Source organism: Alishewanella sp. SMS8 (assembly GCF_030737935.1).
GTDB lineage: Bacteria > Pseudomonadota > Gammaproteobacteria > Enterobacterales > Alteromonadaceae > Alishewanella > Alishewanella maricola.
The window spans coordinates 568,203-590,561 of record NZ_JAPJEA010000002.1 but is presented as its reverse complement, the minus strand read 5'-3'; the positions used below and the strand labels follow the sequence as shown (position 1 = coordinate 590,561).

The 22,359-nt window shown below is 48.6% G+C and carries 15 protein-coding genes; 5 read left to right on the top strand and 10 right to left on the bottom strand.

Features of this window, described 5'->3' with window-relative positions; translation table 11 throughout:
* Window positions 1-7: 7 nt before the first annotated feature.
* The 5 genes from ORJ01_RS10155 to ORJ01_RS10135 all read right to left on the bottom strand — a co-directional run bounded on the left by ORJ01_RS10155 (window position 8) and on the right by ORJ01_RS10135 (window position 8,340).
* Window positions 8-3,127, bottom strand: a complete 3,120-nt coding sequence (locus ORJ01_RS10155) for an efflux RND transporter permease subunit (RefSeq protein ID WP_306177919.1) — start codon at window positions 3,125-3,127, stop codon at window positions 8-10.
* Window positions 3,128-3,141: 14 nt separating this feature from the next.
* On the bottom strand, window positions 3,142-4,290 hold the full coding sequence (locus ORJ01_RS10150) for an efflux RND transporter periplasmic adaptor subunit (protein WP_306177918.1): 1,149 nt from the start codon (window positions 4,288-4,290) through the stop codon (window positions 3,142-3,144).
* Window positions 4,291-4,564: 274 nt separating this feature from the next.
* Window positions 4,565-5,518, bottom strand: a complete 954-nt coding sequence (gene glsB / locus ORJ01_RS10145) for a glutaminase B (protein ID WP_306177917.1) — start codon at window positions 5,516-5,518, stop codon at window positions 4,565-4,567.
* 70 nt (window positions 5,519-5,588) lie between these two features.
* Window positions 5,589-5,936 (bottom strand): hypothetical protein, encoded by a 348-nt coding sequence (locus ORJ01_RS10140; protein WP_306177916.1) that lies wholly within the window; start codon window positions 5,934-5,936, stop codon window positions 5,589-5,591.
* 211 nt (window positions 5,937-6,147) lie between these two features.
* Window positions 6,148-8,340: a TonB-dependent receptor gene (locus ORJ01_RS10135; protein WP_306177915.1), complete on the bottom strand. Its 2,193-nt coding sequence runs from the start codon at window positions 8,338-8,340 to the stop codon at window positions 6,148-6,150.
* Window positions 8,341-8,750: 410 nt separating this feature from the next.
* Here ORJ01_RS10135 and ORJ01_RS10130 point away from each other — a divergent pair, with 410 nt between their 5' ends.
* The 3 genes from ORJ01_RS10130 (at window position 8,751) to ORJ01_RS10120 (ending at window position 12,671) form a co-directional block, all read left to right on the top strand.
* Window positions 8,751-10,595 carry a triacylglycerol lipase gene (locus ORJ01_RS10130; RefSeq protein WP_306177914.1) on the top strand — a complete coding sequence of 615 codons (1,845 nt, stop codon included), beginning with the start codon at window positions 8,751-8,753 and terminating at the stop codon, window positions 10,593-10,595.
* An 87-nt stretch (window positions 10,596-10,682) separates the two neighbouring features.
* Window positions 10,683-12,044: an oxygen-independent coproporphyrinogen III oxidase gene (gene hemN, locus ORJ01_RS10125; protein WP_306177912.1), complete on the top strand. Its 1,362-nt coding sequence runs from the start codon at window positions 10,683-10,685 to the stop codon at window positions 12,042-12,044.
* 117 nt (window positions 12,045-12,161) lie between these two features.
* Window positions 12,162-12,671, top strand: coding sequence for a hypothetical protein (locus ORJ01_RS10120; RefSeq protein ID WP_306177911.1), 510 nt, complete (start codon window positions 12,162-12,164; stop codon window positions 12,669-12,671).
* Window positions 12,672-12,723: 52 nt separating this feature from the next.
* Here the strand turns inward: ORJ01_RS10120 and ORJ01_RS10115 are convergent, their stop codons facing one another.
* Window positions 12,724-14,160 carry a Na+/H+ antiporter NhaC family protein gene (locus ORJ01_RS10115; RefSeq protein WP_306177910.1) on the bottom strand — a complete coding sequence of 479 codons (1,437 nt, stop codon included), beginning with the start codon at window positions 14,158-14,160 and terminating at the stop codon, window positions 12,724-12,726.
* 179 nt (window positions 14,161-14,339) lie between these two features.
* On the opposite strand from ORJ01_RS10115, the gene ORJ01_RS10110 reads away from it, so the two are divergent.
* Window positions 14,340-15,746 (top strand): M14 family zinc carboxypeptidase, encoded by a 1,407-nt coding sequence (locus ORJ01_RS10110; protein WP_306177909.1) that lies wholly within the window; start codon window positions 14,340-14,342, stop codon window positions 15,744-15,746.
* A 6-nt stretch (window positions 15,747-15,752) separates the two neighbouring features.
* On the opposite strand, the gene ORJ01_RS10105 is transcribed toward ORJ01_RS10110, so the two are convergent.
* Genes ORJ01_RS10105 through ORJ01_RS10090 form a run of 4 tightly spaced genes read right to left on the bottom strand, consistent with a single transcriptional unit; the run spans window position 15,753 to window position 20,281 of the window.
* On the bottom strand, window positions 15,753-16,922 hold the full coding sequence (locus tag ORJ01_RS10105) for an exo-beta-N-acetylmuramidase NamZ domain-containing protein (protein ID WP_226751947.1): 1,170 nt from the start codon (window positions 16,920-16,922) through the stop codon (window positions 15,753-15,755).
* Window positions 16,919-17,839: an N-acetylmuramic acid 6-phosphate etherase gene (murQ, locus tag ORJ01_RS10100; protein ID WP_306177908.1), complete on the bottom strand. Its 921-nt coding sequence runs from the start codon at window positions 17,837-17,839 to the stop codon at window positions 16,919-16,921. Before murQ ends, ORJ01_RS10105 begins: the two co-directional genes overlap by 4 nt.
* Window positions 17,840-17,852: 13 nt before the next feature.
* Window positions 17,853-18,710 (bottom strand): BadF/BadG/BcrA/BcrD ATPase family protein, encoded by an 858-nt coding sequence (locus ORJ01_RS10095; protein ID WP_306177907.1) that lies wholly within the window; start codon window positions 18,708-18,710, stop codon window positions 17,853-17,855.
* Window positions 18,710-20,281: a sodium:solute symporter gene (locus ORJ01_RS10090; RefSeq protein WP_306177906.1), complete on the bottom strand. Its 1,572-nt coding sequence runs from the start codon at window positions 20,279-20,281 to the stop codon at window positions 18,710-18,712. Before ORJ01_RS10090 ends, ORJ01_RS10095 begins: the two co-directional genes overlap by 1 nt.
* 265 nt (window positions 20,282-20,546) lie before the next feature.
* On the opposite strand from ORJ01_RS10090, the gene ORJ01_RS10085 reads away from it, so the two are divergent.
* Window positions 20,547-22,358, top strand: coding sequence for a glycoside hydrolase family 3 protein (locus ORJ01_RS10085; RefSeq protein WP_306177905.1), 1,812 nt, complete (start codon window positions 20,547-20,549; stop codon window positions 22,356-22,358).
* The last annotated feature ends 1 nt before the right edge of the window (window position 22,359 follow it).

Genomic DNA, 22,359 nt, shown 5'->3' with positions numbered 1-22,359 from the left:
TACTAAGTTAGGTTTCGCTTTGCTCAGCGTTCGCACGGGATTGCTTGGCAAACAAGCGCATAATCACCAAGTAAAATACCGGCACTAAAAACACGGCCAGTACCGTGGCGGAGATCATGCCGCCTAGTACACCAGTACCAATCGCATTTCGACTGGCAGAGCCTGCGCCGCTACTGATCACCAGTGGCAATACGCCAAGTGAAAAGGCCATTGATGTCATAATAATGGGGCGTAAACGCAACCGCACCGCTTCTAAAACGGCTTCGACCAGCTCTTTACCTTGCTGCTGTAACTCGCGTGCAAATTCAACAATTAAGATGGCGTTTTTCGAGGCTAGCCCCATGGTGGTTAATAGCCCTACCTGAAAATACACGTCGTTGCCTAAACCGCGCATATACGCTGCCGTTAACGCACCAACAATACCGAGCGGTACAACTAAGATCACCGCAAAAGGTACGCTCCAGCTTTCATACAAGGCCGCTAAACATAAGAACACCACTAAAATCGACAGCGCATATAAAGCGGGTGCTTGTGAGCCAGAGAGTTTTTCTTGATAAGAGGTCGCGGTCCATTCAAAACCAATACCGTTAGGCAGCTGGCCAATAAGCCGTTCCATGGTATTCATGGCATCACCCGAGCTTGAACCCGGTGCCGGTTCGCCTTGGATCTCCAGTGCGGATACGCCGTTGTAACGCTCTAAACGTTGCGGGCCATATACCCATTCGCTGCTGGCGAACGAGGCGAAACTGACCATCTCTCCGTTGTCGTTGCGCACAAACCAACGCTTGATATCTTCAGGTGTCATACGAAATTCAGGTTCGGCCTGCACAAACACTTTCTTCACGCGGCCACGATCTAAAAAGTCGTTAACATAGGTCGAGCCCCAACCAATCGAAAGGGTTTGGTTAATATTGCTAAGAGAGACACCAAGTGCTTGTGCTTTTAACTGGTCAACATTAATTTTTAACTGCGGCCCATCTTCCATGCCATTTGGCCGAACACCAACTAAGCCGGGTTCTTGCGCTGCCATACCCAGTAGTTGGTTTCTGGCGGCTAACAGTGCTTCATGACCCACACCGCCTCTATCCTGTAAGAATAAGGTAAAGCCGGTTGCGCGGCCTAACTCGGCAATAGGCGGTAAGTTAAAAGCAAAAATTTGCGCCTCTTTTACCGTCATAAAATAACCCATGGCACGGCCAATCACGGCTTGTACGCTGTCGGAGGCATCACGTAGGCTCCAATCTTTTAAACGCACAAAGGCTAAGCCCATATTCTGGCCGCGACCTGCAAAACTAAAGCCCGATACGGTAAACACTGACTGCACCGCTTGCTCTTGAGCATAATGGCCGGCAATTTTGTCCATTACAGCTTCGGTGCGTTCTTGGCTGGCGCCGGTGGGTAATTGAATTAACGTAAGGAATACCCCCTGATCTTCCTCGGGTAAAAATGACGTGGGTAAGCGCACGAACATCAGTGCCATCACCATCACGATGGCACCATAAACCAGCATTGAGCGTTTTGGCCGCGCTAGCATGCCCGCCACACCGCGTTGATAATTGCGATTGGTTCGCTCAAAACCCCGGTTAAACCAACCAAAAAAGCCTTTTTTCGCCTGATGATTACCGTGGATGGGTTTAAGCATAGTGGCACAAAGGGCGGGAGTGAAAATGATCGCAACCAACACCGACAGGGCCATGGCCGTGACGATGGTAATGGAAAATTGCTGATAGATAGCGCCGGTTGCGCCACCAAAAAATGCCATGGGCACAAAGACCGCAGATAATACTAAGCCGATACCCACTAAGGCGCCGGTGATCTGTCCCATAGATTTACGAGTGGCTTCAATAGGGCCTAACCCTTCCTCGCTCATGACCCGTTCCACGTTTTCGACGACTACGATGGCGTCATCGACTAATAAGCCGATAGCCAGCACCATACCAAACATGGTTAAGGTGTTGATTGAAAAACCAAAAGCAGCCATCACGCCAAAAGTACCCAGTAGCACCACGGGTACGGCTAAGGTCGGGATCAGTGTGGCGCGGAAATTCTGTAAAAACAGGTACATCACCAAAAACACAAGGATAATGGCTTCTATCAGCGTTTGTACAACTGAGCTAATCGATATTTCGACGAAAGGCGTGGTGTCATAAGGCACCACAGTACTTAACCCCGCCGGGAAATAAGGGCGCAGTTCATCCAGTTTGGCACGTACCGCGGCAGCCGTATCAAGGGCATTCGCACCGGTTGCTAATTCAATAGCTAAACCCGTGGCCACTTTGCCATTGTAGCGGGCGATTACGGAGTAATCTTCACCGCCAAGCTCAACCCGCGCCACATCTGCCAATTTCACGGTTGAGCCATCGCTGTTGGTGCGCAGTAATATTTGGCTAAACTCTTCGGCTGAGGTTAAGCGTGTTTGAGCTAAAATAGCCGCATTAAATTGTTGACCGGGCAGGGCGGGCGAACCACCCAGTTGTCCCGCTGTCACCTGATTATTTTGTACTTGAATGGCCGCAGTAATATCGGCGGGGGTCAGTTGAAATTGGTTTAACTTATCGGCATCTAACCAAACACGCATCGCATATTGGCTACCAAACACTTGTACGTTACCTACCCCGTTGGTGCGGCTTAAAGGGTCGCGCACATTAGCCACTACAAAGTCAGCAATATCATCGCGAGTTAAGCTGCCATCTTCAGAGATAAAGCCAACGACCATTAAGAAAGCGCCATTCGATTTTGCCACACGCACACCGGCTTGCTGCACTTCTTGTGGCAGCAAGGGTAAGGCTTGTTGCAACTTATTTTGCACCTGTACTTGTGCAATATCGGGATCAGTACCGGTTTCAAACGTTAGCGTTAAGCTGATATTGCCGGAAGAGTCTGAGTTGGCCGACAGGTACATCAGGTTATCGAGGCCATTCATGGTTTGCTCGATAACTTGTGTCACCGCATCTTCAGCGGTTTGTGCAGAAGCACCGCGATAAGAGGTGCTGATACTGATCGCCGGTGGCGCGATCCGAGGATATTGCTCTACCGGCAGTTGTTTGATGGATAACAAGCCTGCCAACATGATAACGATGGCGATAACCCAAGCGAAGATCGGTCGATTGATAAAGAAATTTGCCATGTGCGACTCCAGGGTTACTGCACAGCAGCAGAATTAGGTGAGGTTTGGGTTGCCGTTACTGTACGTACCGTTGCGCCAGGCCGAATTTTTTGTAAGCCCGCGACAATCACGCTATCTCCTGCCTTGAGGCCGGAAAGCACTTGCCAATCTTGACCCACAGCACGCCCGGTCTCAATGACCCGTGCTTCAACAATGTTATCCTGGGTGACTAACATCACCGATGCTTGACCTTTGGGCGTTCGGATCACCGCTTTTTGCGGCACCATCAGGGCATTTTGGTCGATACCATGCTGCAGGCGGGCTCGAACAAACATGCCAGGTAATAAATTACCCTGCTCATTGGCAAACACGGCACGCAAGGTCACCATGCCCGTACTGGGATCGACATTTACTTCAGAGAATTGCAGACTGCCCTGTTGCGGATAGGTACTGCCATCATCTAGCAACAGTTCAACCGTTACTTCGGCACTACCCATTTGCTGATGTTGCCTTTTAAGTTGCATTAATTCGCTGCTTGATTGCGTAAGATCAACGTAGATAGGGTTAAGTTGCCTTACCGTCGCCATCACCTGTGACTGATTCGCCGTTAACAAAGCCCCTTCGGTTACATTCGAGCGACCAATTTGACCCGCGATAGGTGCCGTGATCTCGGTATAATCTAAGTTAATTTGCGCGGTTTGTAAGGCGGCTTCACTACTGGCAACTGCGGCATTTGCTTGCATTAAAGCCGCTTGAACATCGTCATAGTCTTGTTGGCTAATGGCTTTTTTACCGATTAACCCTTTTAAGCGATCGGCTTTTAGCTGTGCGTTGTGTTGCATGGCTTTACTGCTGCTTAAATTCGCTTTGGCATGAGCCAAAGCGGCTTGATAAGGCGCCGCATCAATTTTATAGAGCACTTGTCCGGCAGTGACTAATTGACCTTCCGTAAATAAGCGTTGCTTTAAAATACCGTTAACTTGAGGGCGGATCTCCGCCTGACGATAATCCGTGGTGCGCCCTGGTAATTCAGAGATCAGCGGCATAGCGGAATGGCTTAACGTCACAACTTCTACTTCTGGCGAAGGGGCAGTACCTTGAGTGGCACTGGGTTCAGGTTGGCTACAGGCTACTAATAACATGCTGAATGCGGCAGCACTCAATAGTTTGGTCTTAAAACGCATAAAAACTCCTGTGAGGCATAACTGAAAAGCTGCGATAGATAACAGTAGCAGAATAATGGTTGCAATATACATACAAGGCTGTATGTTATCAAGCGCAACAAGGCTCGTTACGCTGTATGTGCGACTAAAGGCAATAAACAGCGGTTGAATGTTGAAAGTGAGTTCGCTTCAGGCTCAGAAAGATAACAAGTAATGGCGAGGGGCAGCGTAACTTGTCTTCGTTATATCCATAACTCATGGGCTGGTTCTGTTACTAATGAAAACAACGTTGTAATTAGAACAACGATAAGCCCAATTCTTCAGCAATGGCGGTGATCAGTTGCATGGCCACGACCGAGTTACCAAATCGGTTGAGCGGTGGACTCCAAGCCGTGATTACCCCAAATTGCGGCACAATGGCAACAATAGCACCACCAACGCCACTTTTTGCCGGTAAACCCACTTTAAACGCAAATTCGCCAGATTGATCATACATGCCACTGGTCGACAAAATGGCGTTAACGCGGTGCGCGTCACGTCGGCTGCAAATTTGCGCTTGGGTGCCAGGCTGCACGCCACGGTTTGCCAAAAACAGCAGGGCGCGCGACAATTCGGCGCAACTAATGGCGGTTGCACATTGATGAAAATACTGCGCCAAAACTAAGGGCACTTCTGCTTCAATATTGCCAAAGCTTTTCATCAAATAGGCGAGGGCCGCATTGCGATTACCGTGCTCTAATTCGGATTGATACACTTGTTGATCGGCATAAATCTGATCGGTTTGTGCTAAACGGCGAATAAAACTAAGAAAAGCACTTTTACTGGCAGAATAATGACTTACCAACACATCCGAGACTAAAATGGCCCCGGCATTAATCACGGGGTTACGTGGAATGCCTTTTTCCCATTCTAGCTGCACAATTGAGTTAAATGGCTGCCCGGACGGCTCCATATTGACGCGTTGCCACAGCTCATCGTCGAGTCTATTCATCGCCATCACCAGCGCAAAAATTTTCGAGACACTTTGTAAGGAAAACTGTTGCTCAAACGCACCGGCACCACTGATTTTGCCATCCAAGGTGGCGATGGCAACCCCTGCTTGTGCGGGGGCGACCTGTGCCAATGCGGGGATATAGTTGGCCACTTTACCTTCGGTATAGCGCGGCTGATATTGAGTTAATAACCGTTGTAATAAAGCTTCTAAGCTGGGATCGGCATAAGACATAATGGCGAGATATCGTGATAGCAATAAGGCTGCAGTATACCATAGCCAAGTTGAGCATTGCAGGCGCGAGCGCGGTTTAACCTGTTGGCGACCATTAACGCTGCGCTTGGGTAAACTCAGGTATCGTTAAGCTAGCGTCATAACGAATATTTTGTTCGAGTTGATCAAAGATCCACAACAAATGCCCTACTTTTAGCTGGTTGGCGCCTAAGCGTGAGTTAATACCTTGGATATAAGCGCGAAACTCTCGGCCCAAGCCACATAAATCGGCTTCTTCTGTGGCGGTAAGTAAGGCTTGTTCACTGAGCGGTCGATGTGCATGTTTTTGCGCTTGAGCTAACGCAGAAAAGTCGCGTTGGTAAAAGTACCACAAGGCAAAAGCAATAATAACAAGCATAACGATGACGGCGGCTACGATATTGTCGAATAAAAAATTGAACATGGTCTACCTCGTTAGCGGTGAAGCGTCAGAAAAGGTGTGGTTAGCCGAGTGAATCGTTTCATTGGCCATGTTACGTGGTGAGCTGTGTTTGAGCGCAGTTGTTTAGGCGTTTTCTTAACATGATAAGCAGTAGCAATGTCGCTTACTGAGATACCTAAAATCCCAGCTGCGGTAGGCCACAGCCGGGATGTTCGGTGTAACAGGTGCTTAATTAAAACTGCACGGTATAACGCACACCCAGTTCCCGCGCATCATTGCTTAAAATACGCAGAACATAGTCACCGGTATTCAACCGAGCATTATCATAGCGCTGATCAAGCAGGTTTTGCGCATACAATGACACTGACCAGTCACCCTGAGCCGATGCATAGCGCAGATCCATATTGATTAACTCACGGCTATCGATTTGGGTAAAGCGGCCACTGTCACTGCTTGGTTCGCCATACATCTCATCGCGGAAAGAGTAATCTAGCCGTGCGGTCAATTCGGCACCGCCTTCCAACGCAAATTTATACGTTGCGCCCAGCGCGGCTGTAACGTCAGGTGTCAACGGTGCAACGGGTTTCACAGCACCGATCTGATCTACATCAACATCGATATAGCCTACTGCGCCATGCAGTTTAAAGGCGTCAGTGACAAACCAGGTGCCTTCCCATTCAATACCACGTGAGGTTTGGCTTACCACTAAGTTTGTGGTGCTAAACCCGCCTTCTGCGGTAGTGCTCACCTGATAAGGTAAATCATCATATTCGGTGTTAAATACCGCAATGCTCATGGCAAAGTTATTATTGATTTGCCCTTTTAAGCCCACTTCGTAGTTTACTGCCGTGATGTTTTCAGAAGCCACTAAGCAATTTGGATCGCCAAACAAGCAGTAAGGACGCGCCGGGAACTGACCTGATTGATAACCGCTTTGGATGCTACCGTAGACATTCAAGCCATTTTGCATGGTGTAGTTTGCGGATAAGTCATAGCTTAGCTGGCTCCAGCTGTCGCTCGCAGTAAAAGCACCAATGCCGACATCGGCAATCACGTCTTTTTTGTCACGGTTAAAACGCAAGCCACCGGCAATACGCAGATCGTCTGTAAGCATATAGCCGACATTCACAAAGATAGCGCGGCTGACTGAGCGCTGATCCAGCTCTAACAGGTTGGCGCCACCGTTAAAACGTGAATCGGCACCTTGCCGATTGCTGCCTTCTTCGGTGAAATAATAAATCCCAGAAACAAAATCGACTTCACCAAGGTAACCATTTAATTGCAATTCAGCAGATGTTTGATCCGCATTACCCACTTCAGGATAGTGATCTAAGCTAAAAATGGTGGCGTCATCATCTAAGCCGGCTTTGTAGTCAGAGGTGCGATGACTAATGATGGCTTTAGTGGCTAAGGTATCGGTCAGGCCGAGATCCATGGTCAGTGATAAACCGCTGGCAGAATTACTGACTTCAGTGACTTCTTTAGTACCTGTGGCATTATCATAAATATTAGCCGCCACATCGCTGTTGCGTAGTGGGCCTGCTGGGGTGGGTTGGCCAAAACGCTCACCAGTGTAATAAGCACCCGTGGGCACTTCATCTATTAACGTGGTGTAAGGGCGCAAGCCGCCATTACCGTCGTTAGCATCAGCGGTAAGGGTAAAGCTTAAATCGTCTTGTGGCGAAAATTTAATAGCTAAACGCCCATAAGCTTCTTGGGTTTCACCCACATCATATTTGGCATTAGGCACGTTAATAAATTTACCTAAGCCATCACGCTCGTTATAGCCGGCATTTAAGTTAAAGGCGAGGGTATCGGTCAATTCATGATTAACAAACACATCGCCTTTTAAGCGACCGCGTGTTCCGACGCTGACCGTAGCCTTATTCAGAGCGACTTCATCTGGTTGTTTCGTAATAATATTAATGGCACCGCCAATGGAATTACGACCATACAAGGTGCCTTGTGGGCCACGTAACACCTCAATGCGCGCAATATTATTCAGGTTCCAGTTTTGACCAACTTGGCGGCCAAGATACACGCCATCCACGTAAACACTGACACCCGGATCGGTGGTGATCAGGTGATCTTGCAAACCGATACCCCGAATAAAAGGGTTAGCCGACGAAGTGTGACCGGCAGAAAAACCCGTGACATTTAAATTGGGAACAAATTTACCGACATCGGTTAAATCAGTAATACCTTGCTCGGCTAAGGCGTCGCCGCTGAACGCGCTGATGGCCACCGGGACTTCATAAATGGCTTGTGTACGTTTAGTCGCAGTAACTTCAATTATTTCAATTTTGCTTTCGCTATTGTCAGCGGTTTGTTGTGCTAGTGCTGAAGTACTAAACAAACCGGCCATCGCCAAAGCAACGAGGCTCAGTTTGGTAGATAAAGCAGGTGTCAGCTGTAGAGTTGGCATAAGGTGTCATTCTCCTGAGTAGACTGCCCAACAGATGGGCAAACCCGCGGAGTATAAATGCTGAATAGCTTGATGAAAACCATTACCTTGCATTTAGCTCATCGTTTTTAATTGATGCTAATAGAGCGTAACTGAGGCGATAATTTGTGGCTGAGAAGATAAAACGAAGAAGATATTTTGATTAAAGGTTTTACTCTCTTTTTCAAAGTGCTTTTTGGTAAAACATCTTGGCATTTTGTTATGGCGGTTAAAGATTCGGCAAGGTGATATTCGTTGCAAACAGCACATGCTATGATATGGCCCCTAAATAAGGTGTTCCATAGAGAGTATTTAGCTTGTTAGCTACGGTAAAAATGTCACTAAATTGCTTGATAGGCCTTTGTCGCAAAGGGTCTTTGGTAGGGATATTTTTGCTGATCGGGCTTAGCGGTTGCGCCACCGTGTCGGTGTCGAATGTGGATAGTCGCGAGTATGTTAAACAGCGGCGAGGTGATGTGTTAACTACGGGCACCATTAGCCAATATACAGGTGTCGTGCTGCAAATACTTGGGCTAGATCAGGCAACCTGTCAGCGCGAAGCGGCTGAATGTGCCGAGATATTGAGTACCGGTTTGGGTTTAACCAGTGAACAACGCCTATCGGCGATGGCGGAACTGTGGTTACATCAAGCCTTATGGTATAGCCGTCCACGCAATAAAGATGTGCTGGCTGAGGTCGATGCCTACCTGATGAGCGCTCGCTATGCTTACGCTTATTTATTTTATTCTGGTGTGACGCCAATTAATCGTTTGTTTGAAGACCGACAAACGCAAGTGCGCGATTACTACAACTTTGCCACTCAACAAGCCGCAACCTTATTATTCTCACAGCAACAACGGCGCTGGTTGCAAGACAGTGCTGTTACCTTACAAACCGAGCGTTGGCAGTTACGTAGCCAGTTGCAACATCGGCGCTTTCGCGAGCAAGCACTTCCTGCGCAGCTTGTGCCCACCAACACCTTGTCATTTCAAGGCTTGCGCAATCAATATCGCCGCGATGGTCTCGGTGCTGAATTAGTGGCCGTCAGTGCGGCGCCCACGCAATTAAATTTGCAGCAAGGCTATAGCGAATTACCCTCGCCGGTAGTAACAGCTGTATTGAGTTTTGGCGGTAACACTTTAGCTGAAGTATTAGGTACCGATCAGGTAACCTTACATGTGCTGGATCCGCTGCAACAGCAGCAAGTGACGATTGCTGGCGCGAAGATCCCGCTGGCGGCCAACTTTACCGCGGGTTATGGTTTATGGTTAGCGCGCTCTGATTTTTCTCGGCAAGCATTTTGGAATTTAATGGGTGCAAGCGATTCATTAGCGCAGCCACATTTATTTATGCTGCAGCCTTATGATCCTAATCGTAAAATTATCATTATGTTACATGGTATTGCTAGTAGCCCTGAAGCCTGGGTTAATACGGCGAATGAGGTTTTGGGTGATGAAAAGCTGCGTGCCAACTATCAGTTGTGGCAATTGTATTACCCTACGAACCTACCTTTGGTTCTGAATTTACAAGCTATACGCCAGCGTATTACGCAAACCTTACGACAGTTTGATCCTGAAGGTTTGGCTCCGGCTTCAGAAGATATCGTGATCATTGGTCATAGTATGGGTGGGCTATTGACGCGTTTATTGGTGTCTGACTCGGGTGAACAATTATTGTATGCCGTGAGCGAAGAGCATAAATTAGATTTAAAACGTCAGCAGCGTTTCTTTCAAAGCTTTCGTGAAGATTTTACTTTTTCAGCTTTACCGGGGGCGAATCGGGCGATTTTTATTGCTACACCACATTTGGGTACGGCGGTGGCAGACTATCGTTTAGCTCGCTGGTTAGCCGGGCTCATTACCTTGCCCGTGACGGTGTTAGAACGTGTGGCCGAAGCCGCTGAGCTGTTAAATGATCCCAGCAGCAAAAGCCAAGCGCGGGTGCCACTGCGGATCACCAGCATTGAAAACCTCAGCGATAGCGATAGTTTTATCATGGCGGCGGCACGCATTCCGATTAATGCTGCGGTGCGGTATCACTCGATTATTGGGGTAGAACAACCCAGCTTACCCGTGGCCCAACACTCGGATGGCGTAGTACCCTATTTAAGTGCGCATTTACCGGAAGCTCAATCAGAGATGGTGATCCGTTCGGGACATAGCGTACAAGAAACCTCGGCTGCCATTTTAGAGATCCGCCGTATTTTGCATCAGCACCTCGCTGAGTTAACACGCTAAACGGCAAGTATTTCCGTTTGCGTTAGATCAAGGCTGAGTCAGTGAAAGCTCAGTATACTGCCGTCTTAGCTTAATAAGGGGTAGCAGATGCAAGCGATATCATGGGATGCGGCGTTAATTGCCAAATACAACATTAACGGACCGCGTTACACCTCTTATCCAACCGCGTTAGCGTTAGATCCTGCTTTTGACTCGGCCATGATTACCCCCGTGCTGCAAGACGCTCCGTCTGAGCTGAGCTTATATATACATATTCCGTTTTGTCATCAGCTTTGCTATTACTGTGGCTGCAATAAAATTGTCACGCGGCATCAGCACAAAGCTGATCAGTATTTAACGGCATTGGCGCAAGAAATGGCGCTGTATCAAGCTAGTGTAGCCGATAAGCGTATCACGCAATTGCACTTGGGTGGCGGCACCCCCACCTTTTTAACGGAAGCGCAATTAACGCAATTAATGCAGTTAATTCATCAGCATTTTCAGCTGACAACTGAGGCAGAGATCAGTATTGAGATCGATCCGCGCAGTTGTAGCGAGCAAAAGCTGCGACATTTACGCCAACTGGGGTTTAATCGTGTCAGTTTTGGTGTGCAAGATTTAGACGAGAAAGTGCAAATTGCCATTAACCGAGTGCAAGAAACCGAGTTGATCCGCCAGCAAGTGCAATTAAGTCGAGCACTGGGTTTTAGCTCGGTCAATCTGGATCTAATTTATGGCCTGCCATATCAACAGCCCGACAGTTTTGCTGAAACCTTAGCCGAGATTATCCGTTTATCACCCGATCGCATTTCATTATTCAGCTATGCGCATTTACCGGAGCGCTTTGCCGCGCAGCGTAAAATTCCCCTCGACAGTTTACCGGCTGCGCCTGCAAAGCTGCAGTTATTGCAATTGGCGATCACGGCGTTAGTAGGAGCCGGTTATCAATTTATTGGCATGGATCACTTTGCTAAAGCCAGTGATCCACTGGCGATAGCGCAGCAGCAAGGCCGTTTGCAGCGTAATTTTCAAGGCTATACCACAGCCGGGCAAGATGCGTTGTTGGGGCTGGGGGTGTCAAGTATTAGCCAAATCAACGGTGTATTGTGGCAAAACAGTAAGGTATTAGCCGATTATTATGCTGCCTTACAGCAACAACAGCGCCCAGTTGAGCGTGGCTTGAGTTTAAGTGAGGATGATCGGCTGCGCGCTGCATTGATTAGCCAACTCATTTGTCATTTTAAACTGGATATCACTGCTTTTTGCCAGCAATGGCAGTTAATCGATTTTTGGGGATATTTTGCCGATGCGGTGCCGCAGTTGCAGCCGTTTATCACCGATGGATTACTTGTCGCCAATGACAGTGAGTTAACAGTGACTGCCTTAGGTCGGCTATGGGTTCGCAGTATTTGTGCCTGCTTCGATGCCTATTTAACGCAAAGTCAGCAACGTTATTCCAAGGTAGTATAAATCGGCATAGGGCAGGGTAAGTTGACTTTTTTAATCAAAATGCTGAAAAAGCTTTCAGCAGTGGTTCAGTTGTACAGTGCAAGATTAACGGGTGTTTAGCAGAAAGTGGAGGCTATTATGGCCACAACAATCACCAAAACCCTGTTTGCTGTTTCATTGTTAACGCTGGTACAACTGCCAGTGCTCGCGCATCAAGCGTCGCCCGTTGCCATTGAGCGAGTAGGTCATGATGTGTTGGTGTATACCTTAAGGCGGGCTGCCGATGAATTAGTTAGAGTGGCCCGCATCGATCCGGTGCAACAAGGCTATAGCCGATATTACAAGGTTAAGCATGCAACACCGCGTATTGTTGCCAAGCAGCGTCAAGCATTACAGCAGTTAGCCCATGAACATCAGCGTCATCTGGTGTCGTTAGAGCGTCAGCTTGACCGCGAATTAGCGCAATTATCTGATGCTTATCAGCACAGTCATCACAAAGCCAAACCCAAACAAAAGAGCAAAGCAAGGCAAGCGTATCAACGTAAAGTTGAACGAGCTTATGATAAGTTTGCGCACCAAGTAGAAGTGGCGCATAACCAATTTGACAGACAGCGTGAACAGATCTTGCTTGCGAAATACCGCCATTAGCCGTGCGGGTGCGGTTATAAACGAGCGGCGATCTTAATTGATAGCCGTTCGGTTAAATCATCAGCCAACCGCTAATAGCAAAAGCGCTTAAGGCCAGTGCACCGCAAAACAGCGCATAGGGCAATTGCGTTTTAACGTGCTCGAGCAAATCACAGCCCGCGGCGACGGAACTTACCGCAGTACTATCAGAGATAGGCGAGCAGTGATCGCCAAAAATACCGCCGCTCAGAATGGCCGCTAATACCAATTGGGGGGGTAAATTTAATAAGGTCACCATGGGAATGCCGATGGGGATTAAAATGGCGAAAGTACCCCAGCTAGTACCGGTGGTGACTGACATTAAAGAACCGGCTAAAAACAGCAAGGCTGGGATTAAAAAATGGGGGATATTTTGATCGACCATACCGGCAATCACGGTGCCGGTGCCTAATACTTTTAAGCTACTGCCTAGCGCCATCGACAGCAGCACAATAGTCACTACTGGCAGTAATTCAGACATACCTTTAAAACCCATATCCACTAACTGCTGATGCTGGAAGCGGCGGCTGATAATCATCATGGCATACGCTACTAAACAGGCTAACACGGTGGCATATAGCACCGAGCGCGAACCCGAGCCCTGCACTAACTCGCCGTTACCGGTTAAAAACATAAAGCCAATCATTGAACCGACTAAGGTTATTAACGGTAACAGCATAAAGGCTGGATGGCTGGCCGGCGTTTCAATTTCTGTTTGCGGTAATTGCTCGCTGGCGCGCTGTTCTACGCGTTTTAAAGGGCCATATACTTTGCCACTGATAATGGTATACAGCACCACGGCTAGCGTAAATAAGGCATAAAAATTCAGCGGAATACTGCCTAACAGCACTGAAATGGCCGGCACCGGTAACTCGTAAGTACTTAATAAGCCGAGCACATAAGCCCCCCAGCCATTCAGTAAAATGATAATACAAATAGGCGAGCTGGTACTGTCGATAATATAGGCAAGCCGAGCACGGCTCATTTGAAATTTATCAAATAAACCGCGGGTGCTAATTCCCTTGGTTAGCGAGCTGAGGTTCGATTCAATAAAGGTAAAAAAGCTGATACCAAAGGTCAGTAAACCGGCTTGGCGGCCAGTGCGGGCAATGCCTTTTCGTACTAAAAAATCTACCGTTGCGGTAACACCGCCAGAGAGGCGTAAATAAGCTAATAAACCACCGACTAACAAGGAAAACATTAAGATCCGAGCATTACCATCATCAGCGGTAACCGCGACAATACGCTCTAAGGTTTGAATACTGCCATCAAGCAGTAAACCCGCACCAAAGCCTTGTCCTTGCTGCATGAAAATCAGCAGTTCGGCGGTACAGAGAGATAATAACAGCGCTAAAATCACTTCTTTACGCCAGAGCACAACCGCAATCGCTACGATTGCCGGTAACAGGGTGAGCCAATTTGCCAAGATGTTCTCCGTTTTATGCGGGATCTGCTGGATGATTTCGGCCATAACGCTCAGGCGCTGGGTTCATCGCAGTTTGGATAATTTATGATTTTATACAGGCTAACTGCGCCTTCTGCAAGCGCGAACCCTGTGGCTTTACCCAGAAACTAATTAAAATATCCTATTGTCTTTTCATGCGTTTGTATTAGGATCTGTATAAGTATTGCAGTTTAAATGGGCTAATCATGAATAAATTGGTTTTCCTGATACTGGCAGTCAGCAGCGTAATAATGGCCAAAGCAATGACAATTCCTGATTATCACCCGTATCAACAAGCGCATTTAAATAAACCGCAACTGCAATTTAGCGATATTGCGCCGTTAATCGAGCACTACCAAGTGCAGCCATGGCTAACGGTAACCGAACTGGGACGTTCGGTGAAGCAGCAGCCCATTTATCAACTTCAATTAGGCCAAGGTGACAAGCGAATATTGGCTTGGTCGCAAATGCACGGTGATGAATCTACCGCCACCGCGGCTCTGTTCGATTTATTAAATTATCTACAGGCACCAGAGCAGGCGGCGTGGCGCGAGCAGTTATTTGCCGAAATAACGCTGTATATTATACCCATGCTCAATCCGGATGGTGCCGCTAAGCACAGCCGAGTCAATGCCCAAGGTATCGATATTAATCGTGATGCCCTGGCGTTACAAAGCCCAGAAGGGCAGTTGTTAATGGCGGCAGCCAAGCAGATTAAACCGCATTTTGCTTTTAACTTGCATGATCAAAACCGTTTTCATGCGGCAGGTCCTTATCCTAACCCCGCAACGATTTCATTGTTAGCGCCTGCTTATAATGCCGAACGTGAGATTAATGCTAGCCGCCGAGCTGCGATGCAGTTAATTGCGCATGTCCAACCTTGGCTTGAGCAGCAGATCCCGCAGCATATCGGTCGTTATGCCGATGATTGGTCGGCCCGATCTTTTGGCGATACGTTTGCGGCGATGGGCATTAGCACGGTGTTAGTGGAGTCGGGCGCTTATCGTGGTGATGACAATCGGCAAATGGCGCGGCGGTTGAATTTCCAACTCTATGTGGCTTGGTTAGCTGCGATTGCTAGTGATAGTTATCAGCAGGCTGATGTGGCGTTGTATAACGCCATCCCATTTAACCGTAGCGGCGGCATGAAAGATGTCTTGCTACAAGGGTTAACCGTGAGCATCGGCGACACGACGGCTACGGTGGATCTGGCCATTAATTTGGCGCTTACTGGCGATCGGCGCGCGCGTATTGATGAGCTAGGTGACTTATCCTTGTTCAGCGCTTTTCATCAATTTTCGGTGCAAGGTTTAGCTTTTAAAGCTGGGCAGGCTTACCCGCTTAACACGGCCTTGTCTTTAGACACTGAGGCACATCTCGCTTTACTGCAGCAAGGTTATACCCATTTTTCGGGTGATAAGGCTTTGTTGCAAGCAAGCAGCCGTTTGCCCGTGCTGCTGAATCCGTTACGCCCGACACAAGGCTCGCCACAACTTTGGCAAGGTGCCACGTTCTTATTAGTTAATACGCAAGGCAAGGTTGTGCAAGCCGTATTAAATGGCCAATTAATTAGCGTGCCCAGCGGCGTTATTCACAACCCGTTAGGCACTTAACGGGCTTTACGGATAAAGCAAATAGGCTTGACGCTGTTTTAAAAACAGCTGTAGCTGTGGTTGCCAACTGGCGCGGATCTGCGCCTCACTTAAACCGGCAGCGATTTGCAAACGCAATTGATCGGTGCCGGCTAATTTATCCATAAAATCGGGCGCGCTAAATAGCGTTTTCGCATGACTATCAAATAACTGATTCCAGCGCATCAAATAACTCAGCGTTAAGCCGCCAGCCGGCACGTGGCGTAAATCTTCACCATGTAGCAATTGGTCCATTAAGGGCGGTTTTAATGCGGCACCCGGTGTGCTAACCGGGGTAAAAGCAAAGCCGTCAGTGGCAAACTTATCATAACCAATCACTTGAAACGGAAAATCTGTGCCACGGCCAACACTGAGCGGTGTCGCCTCAAAAAAGCCGAGCGATGGATAGAGTTTAATCGCTTGTTGATTCGGCAGGTTGGGGCTTGGTGGGATCGGTAAGGTATAAGCTTGCTGGCGTTGATAGTTCGCCACTGGGATCACGGTCAGTGTTAATTTATCAGCTTGAGCTATCCAACCCTCGCCTTTAATCATTAGGGCTAACTCACCCACGGTCATACCGTGTAATAATGGAATGGGGTGCATCCCCACAAATGACTGAAAAGCTAAGTCGAGCACAGGCCCATCCACATAGGCGCCATTCGGATTAGGCCGATCCAGCACCAGCATCGGTTTTGAAAATTCGGCTGCTGCCGCTAACATGTAGTGCATCGAGCTGATGTAGGTGTAATAACGTACGCCAACATCCTGAATATCAAACAGGATAATATCCAGTGCTTGCATTTGCTCGGGGCTGGGTTTTTTGCTGGCGCCATACATTGACCAAACCGGTAAACCCGTGCGGCTATCTGTGCCATTAGCGATAGCGGCACCAGCGTCATGATTCCCTCGAAAACCATGCTCTGGCGCGAAGATCGCGACCACCTGAATGTTTTGCGCCAGTAAAAAGTCAACCAGATGTTGTTCACCCACTACCGAGGTTTGATTAACTAACAAGCCAACACGTTTACCTTTTAGTAGCGGCAAGTATTTAGCCGGTTGCTCAGCGCCGGTCAGCAGCACGGGCGCGGCACTATTGGCCAAAGCTAGCGGGCTAAACCAAACGAGAAGCGTGAGCGCAAGGTGCCAGACGGATTTCATTGCATCGCCTCCAATGCTTGGCGCACGAAGCCCTGTTGTGCTGTTAATTGCTCATGGCAACGGGCAATCGGTTGGCCACTGAGTAAATGTAAAATAGCCAGCTTGGCGTTCATTTGGCTGTCTTGTAAGGCTTTTTCCGCCACTGGCGCAGTGCAATCGGTGGCTTGCATCACTATACGAATGGCGCGAGCGACTAATTTTTGGTTGCTGGCATGTAGGTCGACCATTAAATTCTGATAAACTTTGCCGGTACGCACCATGGCGGCGGTACTGAGCATATTTAAAATCATTTTTTGTGCGGTGCCGGCTTTCATGCGGGTTGAGCCGGTGACCACTTCTGGCCCAACTTCAGCGCAGATGGCAATATCGGCAGCTTGTAGCAGTGGGGCTTGGGCATTACAACTAATGGCGACGGTGCTGGCGCCTAGCGAGCGCGCATAGGCCAGCCCTCCCAGCACATAAGGGGTACGACCACTGGCAGCAATGCCGACTAACACGTCTTTAGCGCTAAACTGAATGCGTTGTAAGTCGGCAGCACCTAGCTCTGGGTTATCTTCGGCGCCTTCAACGGCTTTATATATCGCTTTATCACCCCCGGCAATTAAACCGATCACTTGCTGATCTGGCACGCTATACGTGGGAGGGCATTCCACCGCATCTAAGATCCCTAAGCGACCACTGGTTCCTGCGCCCAAGTAGATTAAGCGACCCCCGTGCGTAAAGGCTTTAACAATCTGATCAACCGCTGCAGCGATTTGCGGTAAAGCCGGAGTAATATGCTGCGCAACCCCTTGGTCGGCTTGGTTGATTAACGACACCAGTTGCAAGCTATTGAGTTGATCGATATTAGCACTGTCGCTATTACGTGCTTCGGTGCTCATGTTGGCCAGTTGGGTTAATAATTGTTCTGTGTGCATGGTCTTGCCTGTCTTAAGAAGAAGCGGCCAATTTGGCCGCTAGAACTAAACCCCCCGCTAATGCATCACCGCGGGCAGGTTGTAATTGTGCTTGTAAGTTATCGCAAAGCCAAGGCTGGCAATGCGTGGCTAAGCCACCTAATAACACCAAGGGCAAATTTTGCTGGTTGAGCGCGCACTTAGCCAAGGTAGAAATGGCAGCACCTTGCTGTTGTTTTAATTGCTGGCTGAGTGCATCCTGATAGTGATAGATCAAGGGCGCCAGTTTGGCAAAGTCGCTTGCATTGGCTTGTTTTAACCAAGGCAGCAACTGCTCGGTATTCGCGCCACATTGCTGACTAACCGCAGTCAGTAATGGGCTAAGTGGCCGTTGCCAATCTAATTGCCATAACAGTTGTCGTACTAATTGTTGACCAAGCCAAGCGCCACCGCCTTCATCGCCAATACCAAAACCCCAGCCACCTACCTGGTGTTCAGTGCCATCCTGTTGCAAGCGCATACCCACGGAACCGGTACCAATCGCCACCACCACCACGGGTTGGCCTAAGTTCGCACCATATAAAGAGGTACGCGCATCCGTTGTCAGCTGCCAGTGAGCGAAAGGGATTTGCTGGGCTTGGTTAAATGCTTCGGCTAACTGCGGATTTCCCGCGCCCGCTAAGCCGAAAATAGCACTGACGTCAGCAGGGCGGGCATTGGCTTGTTGGCAAAGCTGCAGGCTAAGCTCACGCACATGATGAATAGCTGCTGCAAAATCGTTGGTCAGCTGGGCAGCACCAGCGCGAGCCGTCCAACGTTGGCCGCTTTGTTGACACAGCAATAGGCCATCCGTTTTGGTGCCACCGCCATCTAAGGTTAACAAGTAACGCATTAAGCCTCCTTGGCATGCGCAGACGTGGTTTGCTGTGCGCTGCCGCTATAACAGGTTAAAAAGGCCAAAAGCGTGGCGATACATAACTGCCAGGTGAAGCCTAAATCTAAAGCCGCTAAGTTTGGACTAAGCTGCTTTAATACATAGGGTTGCAATACTAAGCAAGTAACAAAGCCGACACACAAGGCGGCCGTCACACTATATCGATTACCGCGCCGAGTAAATAACGCGGTAAAAAATACGCCGAGTAAACCGCTGTAAGAAAACACCATTACGCTAAGCGCAAAGGCCAGTAACGGCATATCGGAATACTGTTGCCAGTAAAAACATAAGATGGCCATTAAGGATAACGCGATAGCCGTTAGCAGCATGGCGCATTGTCCGGCACGGACAAAATGTTTAGCTTCGGTAGCCGGTTGGCGGCGTAAGCGCCAAGGTTGATAGAGATCTGCAACCAGTACCGAGGCCATGGAGTTTAGCCCTGAGGTAATGGTTGAAAGCGCCGCGGCAATCACGCCGACCACCACCAAACCCCGTAAGCCAGATGGCAATTCATTTAGCACATAGTACATAAAGACGGTGATTTTCTCGCCTTGAAAGCTGTCTTGTAATACCTGTGTGCCTGCCGCTAAATCTGGCCGTTGATAAAACAAGTACAATAAAAATCCAATGACAATAAACACCAACATTACTGGGATCACTAATAACACTGAAGAGAGCAGCGCTTGCGCGCCTTTCGCCGGTGTTTTACAAGTCAATACGCGCTGCGTCATATCTTGATCTAAACCAAAGGCCGCAATATTTAATAAGACAAAGCCGGTAAGCGCTGACCAAACATTAAAGACGCCTGCCGAGCTAAAATCCAGATGGAAATCGAATAACAACAATTTCGAACGGGCTTGCTCTGGCGGATAACGTAAAGCCTCAACAACTTGTTGCCAGGGAAGATCGAGGCTGCTGTATAAATAAAACAAAACCAGCAAGGCGGCACTAACATAGACAAAGCACTGTAATGCATCGGTATAAATGACCGAGCGGATACCGCCCATCATGGTACAAAGTAAACCGATCACGGCCAATAACGCGACTGCGGCCACAATACCGCTGGCGTTGATATGATTAAACAGCAGCATTGATACCGCTAAAGCCGCCATATATAAGCGCGCGCCACTGGCAAACACCCGACCAAATAAATACATTTGCCCAGCATGATTTTTCGCGCTGGCGCTAAAGCGCTGTTCTAATAACTCATACACGGTGGTGACTTTTAGCTGGTAATAGCGAGGGATCAGCCATTTAATCACAAACCAGGCCGCCAAAATGGCGCCAAAAGAGCTGGCTAAATAGGTTAAATTGCCACGAAAGCCCATATCGGGGCCACCTAAAAAAGTGGCCGCTGATTGCGACGTGGCAAGTACAGAAATTGCCACTAACCATGCGGGCATTGAATTAGCCGCTAAGAAGTAATCACTGCTGTTCTTCGATTTTTGTTGGTTGACCCACCATGCCAATAAACCAAGGATAAAAAAGTAGCTGCAAAAGACCAGCCAATCTAATAAGGTGAGCTGCATTACGCTTTGCCTGTCGAAATTAATGCGCCAAACCCACCCCGCAGCACATTGCTGTGATGGGGTTGCTGGCAATTGCTAGCTGCAGTAAAGCATAAGTTATAGAATGTGAATAGACTAAAATATTCTTGTTTGCGTATTTTTTATGAATAATTTATGTTTAACCCTAATGAATTAGGCTAAGGATTTCCAATTGGCTACTGCTCGCCTTGGTTGCTACCGCAAAGTATTGCTAGCAATGCTGTCAACTTCACTGTTTTGGACTGCTATGGATATAAATGCTGCTGCGCGCAAGCCGGCAATAGATGTGCCCCACATGTTGGGACAAAAATTGATGTTGGATCTACGTTATTACTGTGACACGCCCGTAGCGGCGGGGCAATGCCGAACGCCGATGACGCAATTACCTGCGGCTTTAGCCGAGTTAATTCAACGCTATCAGATTGGCGGCGTTATTTTGTTTGCAGAAAACGTGCAACAACCACAGCAGATTATTCAATTAACCGAGCAGTTGCAGGCGGCTGCTCAAGCGCAAGGACATCATTTACCGCTTTTTATCGGTATCGACCAAGAAGGCGGTCGCGTGGCGCGTTTACCCCGCCAACAATCAACCTCGTTTAGCGGCAATATGGCCATCGGTGCCACTTATCCCGTGCATGGCGCCGCCTTTGCTAGTCAAGTAGGTACGGTTCTGGCGCATGAGCTGTTAAGTTTAGGCATTAACGTTAACTTTGCGCCCACGGTTGATGTGAATGTAAACCCCTTAAACCCGGTGATTAACGTTCGTTCTTTTGGTGAAGATGCCAAACAAGTGGCAGAGCTGGGTGGGGCGATGACAGGCGCGATGCAGCAAGCGGGCTTGTTAGTTTCGCTAAAGCACTTTCCAGGACATGGCGATACGCATGTTGACAGCCACTTGGGGTTACCCCGTGTTGATCATAGCGCGGAGCAAATTGCCAATACCGATTTATACCCCTTTGCGAAGATTATTCAGCAATATGATCCGGCGATGATCATGACTGCGCATATTCAGTTTCCGGCTTTAGACGACAGCGTGTTCGTGAGCAAAAATGGCGAAACCATGTTAAAGCCAGCGACGTTGTCGCGGAATATTTTGCATGGCGTATTGCGTCAACAGCTGGGTTATAAAGGGCTGATTGTTACTGACGCCTTGGATATGGCTGGTATTAGTCATTTCTTTACCGTACCCCAAGCCGTGATTGAAACCTTTGCTGCGGGGGCTGATATTGCCTTGATGCCAGTGAAATTACAAAGCCCAGCGGAGTTACCCCAACTGGCCGCTTTATTAGATGAATTAAGCGCGGCAGTGGCGCAAGGGCATTTAGATAAGCAAGAATTACAGGCGTCTTATCAACGTATTGTTAAGGCTAAACAGAGCCTAAAAGCGTTAAGTCAGCCCAGTCTCGCGCAGGCGACAAAAACCTTAGCTAACCCAGAGCATCGCGCCGCTGAGTTGGCCTTAGCCCGAGCTGCCGTCACCGTGGTTAAAGGGGCAACGGCATTACCGTTAACCTTTGCGGGTAAAAAAACGGTCTTGTTAATGCCTGATACCAGTAAGGGCCGAGTGTTGCAGCAACATTTGCAGCAACTTGGCGCGAATCGCGCTGATATCACGGTGATCAGTTTAGTGCAGCTTAATTTAGATCAGGCCAAGCAACAGATTGCCGCAGCTGATCAGGTCATTGCTGCCTTTATTTCACCGATGCAATCTTTAGCTGAAATGGGCGGTATGGACGATCTTGCTGCGAATACCAATTTGGCTGAGGCGTATCAAAAGCAGCAGCGTTACTTTTACCAGTTATTGGAATATGGTGCCGCGTTAAAGAAAGATCAGACCTTTGTCAGTTTGCGCTCACCTTACGAAATCAGCCTGTATGCACCCTTGGTGCAGCGCACCATCGCGACTTATGCCTACCATAACTGGCAACAGCAAGATGGTAGCTTAGTCAGCCCAATTTATCAGGCTCTGGCCGAAGTGTTGGTGGGACAGCGCCAAGCCACGGGCCAATTACCGGTCACGTTGCCGCTGAGTATGCCTGCGGTCACGGCGGGCCAATAGG

What these genes read in the sequence shown, in the direction of transcription:
- murQ (WP_306177908.1), bottom strand. Translation starts at nt 17,839, where the DNA reads ATGCACACAGAACAATTATTAACCCAACTGGCCAACATGAGCACCGAA.
- ORJ01_RS10140 (WP_306177916.1), bottom strand. Translation starts at nt 5,936, where the DNA reads ATGTTCAATTTTTTATTCGACAATATCGTAGCCGCCGTCATCGTTATG.
- hemN (WP_306177912.1), top strand. Translation starts at nt 10,683, where the DNA reads ATGCAAGCGATATCATGGGATGCGGCGTTAATTGCCAAATACAACATT.
- ORJ01_RS10155 (WP_306177919.1), bottom strand. Translation starts at nt 3,127, where the DNA reads ATGGCAAATTTCTTTATCAATCGACCGATCTTCGCTTGGGTTATCGCC.
- ORJ01_RS10090 (WP_306177906.1), bottom strand. Translation starts at nt 20,281, where the DNA reads ATGCAGCTCACCTTATTAGATTGGCTGGTCTTTTGCAGCTACTTTTTT.
- ORJ01_RS10120 (WP_306177911.1), top strand. Translation starts at nt 12,162, where the DNA reads ATGGCCACAACAATCACCAAAACCCTGTTTGCTGTTTCATTGTTAACG.
- ORJ01_RS10135 (WP_306177915.1), bottom strand. Translation starts at nt 8,340, where the DNA reads ATGCCAACTCTACAGCTGACACCTGCTTTATCTACCAAACTGAGCCTC.
- ORJ01_RS10105 (WP_226751947.1), bottom strand. Translation starts at nt 16,922, where the DNA reads ATGAAATCCGTCTGGCACCTTGCGCTCACGCTTCTCGTTTGGTTTAGC.
- ORJ01_RS10115 (WP_306177910.1), bottom strand. Translation starts at nt 14,160, where the DNA reads ATGGCCGAAATCATCCAGCAGATCCCGCATAAAACGGAGAACATCTTG.
- ORJ01_RS10095 (WP_306177907.1), bottom strand. Translation starts at nt 18,710, where the DNA reads ATGCGTTACTTGTTAACCTTAGATGGCGGTGGCACCAAAACGGATGGC.
- ORJ01_RS10150 (WP_306177918.1), bottom strand. Translation starts at nt 4,290, where the DNA reads ATGCGTTTTAAGACCAAACTATTGAGTGCTGCCGCATTCAGCATGTTA.
- ORJ01_RS10110 (WP_306177909.1), top strand. Translation starts at nt 14,340, where the DNA reads ATGAATAAATTGGTTTTCCTGATACTGGCAGTCAGCAGCGTAATAATG.
- ORJ01_RS10085 (WP_306177905.1), top strand. Translation starts at nt 20,547, where the DNA reads ATGGATATAAATGCTGCTGCGCGCAAGCCGGCAATAGATGTGCCCCAC.